At 72.1% G+C, this 4,398-nt stretch carries 6 protein-coding genes; 4 read left to right on the top strand and 2 right to left on the bottom strand.

Annotation, left to right across the window (positions count from 1 at the left end; all coding sequences use genetic code 11):
* Positions 1–161 precede the first annotated feature (161 nt).
* From ACFWEP_RS32220 to ACFWEP_RS32230, 3 genes are all read left to right on the top strand, one after another.
* On the top strand, positions 162–290 hold the full coding sequence (locus tag ACFWEP_RS32220) for a putative leader peptide (protein ID WP_387375468.1): 129 nt from the start codon (positions 162–164) through the stop codon (positions 288–290).
* A 93-nt stretch (positions 291–383) separates the two neighbouring features.
* Positions 384–662 (top strand): MoaD/ThiS family protein, encoded by a 279-nt coding sequence (locus ACFWEP_RS32225; RefSeq protein WP_328721452.1) that lies wholly within the window; start codon positions 384–386, stop codon positions 660–662.
* The gene (locus tag ACFWEP_RS32230; RefSeq protein ID WP_387375470.1) at positions 662–1,612 is read left to right on the top strand and encodes a PLP-dependent cysteine synthase family protein; all 951 of its coding nucleotides are present in this window, start codon (positions 662–664) and stop codon (positions 1,610–1,612) included. The genes ACFWEP_RS32225 and ACFWEP_RS32230 overlap by 1 nt, the downstream gene beginning before the upstream one ends.
* A gap of 177 nt (positions 1,613–1,789) precedes the next feature.
* On the opposite strand, the gene ACFWEP_RS32235 is transcribed toward ACFWEP_RS32230, so the two are convergent.
* Positions 1,790–2,299 carry a type II toxin-antitoxin system PemK/MazF family toxin gene (locus tag ACFWEP_RS32235; protein ID WP_387375472.1) on the bottom strand — a complete coding sequence of 170 codons (510 nt, stop codon included), beginning with the start codon at positions 2,297–2,299 and terminating at the stop codon, positions 1,790–1,792.
* A 238-nt stretch (positions 2,300–2,537) separates the two neighbouring features.
* On the opposite strand from ACFWEP_RS32235, the gene ACFWEP_RS32240 reads away from it, so the two are divergent.
* On the top strand, positions 2,538–3,290 hold the full coding sequence (locus ACFWEP_RS32240) for an MBL fold metallo-hydrolase (RefSeq protein ID WP_387375474.1): 753 nt from the start codon (positions 2,538–2,540) through the stop codon (positions 3,288–3,290).
* Positions 3,291–3,323: 33 nt separating this feature from the next.
* Here ACFWEP_RS32240 and ACFWEP_RS32245 read toward each other — a convergent pair whose 3' ends face one another.
* Positions 3,324–4,232 (bottom strand): hypothetical protein, encoded by a 909-nt coding sequence (locus ACFWEP_RS32245; RefSeq protein WP_387375476.1) that lies wholly within the window; start codon positions 4,230–4,232, stop codon positions 3,324–3,326.
* Between the last annotated feature and the right edge of the window lie 166 nt (positions 4,233–4,398).

The raw sequence follows: 4,398 nt of genomic DNA on the forward strand, positions 1-4,398 counted from the left end.
GCCGACGACAGGGCCGGACGGGCCGCATGGCGGCCGCCGGACGGCCCGCGGCCCCGGCCGGACGGGCCGCGCGACACCAGAAGTCCGCATACTGAACGGTCTTGTTCCGAGATATGAGATCACACTCGGGTTTCCCGAACGGGAATCGATACGATGACCGCATGGTTTCCCATGACGTGAGCGAAATGACGCCGGGCGCACTGCTCGTCGCGCGGCTGCACGTCGACCTGTGCAGGCTCTCCAGCGCGATCTGTCCCGGTCGCAGCCTGCCCACCGGGCCCACGGCCTGAGTACCGGCCCGAGCGCCCCACCCCACGTACCACCACCCGCGCGGGTGCTGAAACGCGCGCCACGCCACCCCGCTTCCGACAGGAGCCCACGCCATGGCCATCGAGGTCCGCATCCCCACCATCCTTCGCACCTACACCGACGGCGCCAAGGCGGTCGAAGGCAGCGGTGAGACCCTCGCCGACCTCTTCAACGACCTGGAGACCCGGCACAACGGCATCCGTGCGCGCATCGTCGACGGCGAACAGCTCCGCCGGTTCGTGAACGTCTACCTCAACGACGAGGACGTCCGCTTCCTCGACGGCATCACGACCAAGCTCAGCGACGGCGACAACGTCACCATCCTCCCGGCCGTCGCCGGCGGCATGCGCTGATGCGGTACGACTCCGCGCTGGCGGCCGTGGGCAACACCCCACTGGTGCGCCTCCCGAGGCTCTCGCCCTCCGACGACGTGCGGATCTGGGCCAAGCTGGAGGACCGCAACCCCACCGGCTCGATCAAGGACCGCCCCGCGCTCCACATGGTCGAACAGGCGGAGAAGGACGGGCGGCTGCGCCCCGGCTGCACCATCCTGGAGCCGACCAGCGGAAACACCGGCATCTCGCTCGCCATGGCGGCCAAGCTCAAGGGCTACCGCATCGTCTGCGTCATGCCGGAGAACACGTCCCAGGAACGGCGCGACCTGCTCGCCATGTGGGGAGCCGAGATCGTCTCCTCACCGGCGGCCGGCGGCTCCAACACGGCCGTCCGGGTCGCCAAGGAGCTCTCCGCCGAACACCCGGACTGGGTGATGCTCTACCAGTACGGCAACCCGGACAACGCGGGCGCCCACTACGCCACCACCGGACCCGAGATCCTCGCCGACCTCCCGTCCCTCACGCACTTCGTCGCGGGCCTCGGCACCACAGGCACCCTCATGGGCGTCGGCCGGTACCTCCGCGAGCAGAAGCCGGACGTCCGAATCGTCGCCGCCGAGCCCCGCTACGACGACATCGTCTACGGACTCCGCAACCTCGACGAGGGCTTCGTACCCGAGCTGTACGACGCCTCCGTGCTGACCACCCGCTTCTCGGTCGGCTCCGCGGACGCGGTCGCCCGTACCCGTGAACTCCTCCAGCAGGAAGGCATCTTCGCCGGTGTCTCCACCGGGGCCGCGCTCCACGCGGCCATCGGCGTCGGCCAGAAGGCCGTCAAGGCGGGGGAGAGCGCGGACATCGTCTTCGTCGTCGCCGACGGCGGCTGGAAGTACCTCTCGACCGGCGTCTACACGGCCCCGACCACGGAGGCCGCCATCGAGACCCTGCACGGGCAGCTCTGGGCCTGACCGCCCCGCACCCCCGGCCCGTGACGCCGACGCCCACACCCCGGGGCGTCGGCGTTCCGCGTTCGGCGGCGCAGACGGCCGGCGGCTTCGGCCCTCTGGAGGCTCCGAGAATTCCGGGAGTCCGGGGGTCTGGGGGTACGGGCCGCGCCGCCGGGTCCTACGGACACCGCCCGCCCGCTACCCCAGCCCCCGCACCCGCCCCCACAGCTCCGCGTCCACCCGGCCCACCCGCCGCCGGAAGCCGCCCACCGCGACATCCCGCAGCTCGTTCGTCTCCAGGAAGCTGCGCCGCCCCTGCGCGTCGTCCACCGTTCCGGCCGGCAGCGCGATCACCCCCGGCCGCTCCTCGTGATGCTTGCTGGTGATCTTCGCGACGACCGCGCGATCGCTCCGCACCGACAGCACCAGGCACGGCCGGTCCTTCGACCCCGGCCCGTCCTCGTACGGCACCTCGGCCCACCAGATCTCGCCCGGCTCCGGCAACCGGCCCGCCCCGCGGCCCCGCCCCGGCTCCGGCGTGCCGCCGGCCGGCCTGCCCGGCGGCCTCGTCCGGCCACCCGGGCGACGCCCCGTACCCCGCGCGCCGCCCCGGCGCCGCGCACCGCTCCGGCCCCTGCCGTCCACCACCGACGCCACCAGTGCCAGCACGACCAGGACGGCCAGAATCACCCACCAGTACGTTTCCATCCCCCGACCGTACCGGCGCCCAACCCGCCACCCCAGGCCCCCGCCACCACCTCCCGCACGAACGGGCGCGCGGCCGAAGTCCCCCCGGCTTCCATCGAACCGGTGACAGCACAGGTGAGTTCCCCCACAACGGCAGGCCGCAAAGGAGCGACCAGGAGATTCGCGCCTTACGCTCGACGGACCGCAACCCCGAACCCCATCCGCCGCACCGCCGCCACGTCTCGGAGGTTCACGCTCCATGAAGCTCACCGTCGTCGGCTGCTCCGGCTCCTTCCCGTCCGCGGGATCGGCCTGCTCGAGCTACCTCGTAGAGGCCGACGGCTTCCGGCTGCTGCTCGACATGGGCAACGGTGCCCTCGGCGAGCTCCAGCGCCACGTCGGCCTGTACGACCTCGACGCCGTCTTCCTCAGTCACCTGCACGCCGACCACTGCATCGACATGTGCGCGTACTTCGTGGTGCGCTACTACCCGAACAACGGCACCCGCCCCGCCGCGCTCCCCGTGTACGGCCCCGAGGGCACCGAGCGCCGGCTGACCACGGCCCACGCCGACACCCCCTCCGAACACGCCATGGGCGAGGTCTTCGACTTCCGCACGCTCAAAGCCGGCTGGTTCGAGATCGGCCCCTTCACCGTCCGTACCGAGAAGCTCTGTCACCCCGTGGACACCTTCGGCATCCGCATCGAGCACGGCGGCCGCTCCCTCGCCTACTCCGGTGACACCGGAGCCTGCGACGCCCTGGACGAACTCGCCGAGGACGCCGACCTCTTCCTCTGCGAAGCATCGTTCATCCACGGCAAGGAGGACATTCCAGACCTCCACCTCAACGGCCGGGAAGCCGGGGAGTGCGCCGCCCGCGCCCGCGCCGGACGGCTCGTACTCACCCACATCCCGCCGTGGACCGATGCCGAACGCAACATCGAGGACGCCCGCGAGGTCTACGCCGGCCCGGTCGAACTCGCCGTACCGGGCGCCGTCTACGAAATCTGAGCGGCCCTGACCCCGCCCGGCCACCACCCGGGGTCAGGCTCTGCGGCCCCGACCGCCCAGCGCCATCCGGTTCCAGGTGTGCCGGCGCCCGCGGACCGCCACGGAATACGCGTACAACAGCTCCGGATCACCCATCCCCGGCAGGAACGCGTCCCCGATGTGATGGGCATCCACCCCGATCTCCTTGGCGTTCAGGGCCAGCTGGGGCACCACGTCCGTGTGCGCGCCCTCCTGGCTCGTACCGATCGCCCCCATCACCACCGCCCCCGCGTCCTGCACCGCGGCCACCGCCTCGGCCGCCAGCTCCTTCGTGACCCCCGGCATCGTCCCCGGCAGCGGCAGCACCACCCCGTCCGCCCCGGCGTCCACCAGTGCCGTCAGCCGCGCCGCCGTCAGCCGCTCCGGACGGCCCGCGTGATGCATCTTGCCGCTCCAGAGCGCCACCTCGTCGCCGAGGCCGTTGCGCAGCTCCTCGGTCACCCGCGCCAGCCCCTCGTACGAGCCTCCGGTCCCCGGATTCGCCGTCAGACAGAGCAGCGCCGCCCCCATCCCCACCAGCCGCCTCGCGAACTCCGGCTTCGCCCGCCGGATCTCCGGCACGTCCCCCGGCTCCAGATTGATCCCGACCGGCCGCCCGAGACACTTCGCCAGCTCCGCGACCGACGTGAAGGAACCGAGCCCCGGCAGCACCAGGCGCTCCCCGTCCCAGGCGCGTTCGATCAGGTTCAGCACCACGATGTCCGCGCCGAAGGCCGCCATCAACTCGGCGTTGTGCACGCCGTTGTCACCGGGGTGGGCGGAGAGCACCGCCCGGTCCGCGAACACCTCCGCCACCATCGTCCGCCCCTCGGCGGCGGCCACCGAAGCGGTCAGCTTCCGCCCGCGCAGGGCGGCGAGCTGCTCACGGTCGAGATCGAGGATGCGGGGCGTCACGGAAGTCATGGCAGGAGCCTAGGCGGTACAGGGGCAAAAGGTGCGAAACGCACAGGGGGAGGCCCCCGGACCGCGCGCGGGCCGGGGGGCGGGGGGGGGGGGGGGCCGGGGGGCGGGGGTGCGCGCGCCGCTAAATAGTGTCGTCCCGCGCGATATCCATCACCACCGCCACGGG

Source organism: Streptomyces sp. NPDC060198, from assembly GCF_042728415.1.
Taxonomy (GTDB): Bacteria; Actinomycetota; Actinomycetes; order Streptomycetales; family Streptomycetaceae; genus Streptomyces.

Coding starts and splice junctions, on each gene's coding strand:
- ACFWEP_RS32220 (WP_387375468.1), top strand. CDS start 162: ATGGTTTCCCATGACGTGAGCGAAATGACGCCGGGCGCACTGCTCGTC.
- ACFWEP_RS32225 (WP_328721452.1), top strand. CDS start 384: ATGGCCATCGAGGTCCGCATCCCCACCATCCTTCGCACCTACACCGAC.
- ACFWEP_RS32230 (WP_387375470.1), top strand. CDS start 662: ATGCGGTACGACTCCGCGCTGGCGGCCGTGGGCAACACCCCACTGGTG.
- ACFWEP_RS32235 (WP_387375472.1), bottom strand. CDS start 2,299: ATGGAAACGTACTGGTGGGTGATTCTGGCCGTCCTGGTCGTGCTGGCA.
- ACFWEP_RS32240 (WP_387375474.1), top strand. CDS start 2,538: ATGAAGCTCACCGTCGTCGGCTGCTCCGGCTCCTTCCCGTCCGCGGGA.
- ACFWEP_RS32245 (WP_387375476.1), bottom strand. CDS start 4,232: ATGACTTCCGTGACGCCCCGCATCCTCGATCTCGACCGTGAGCAGCTC.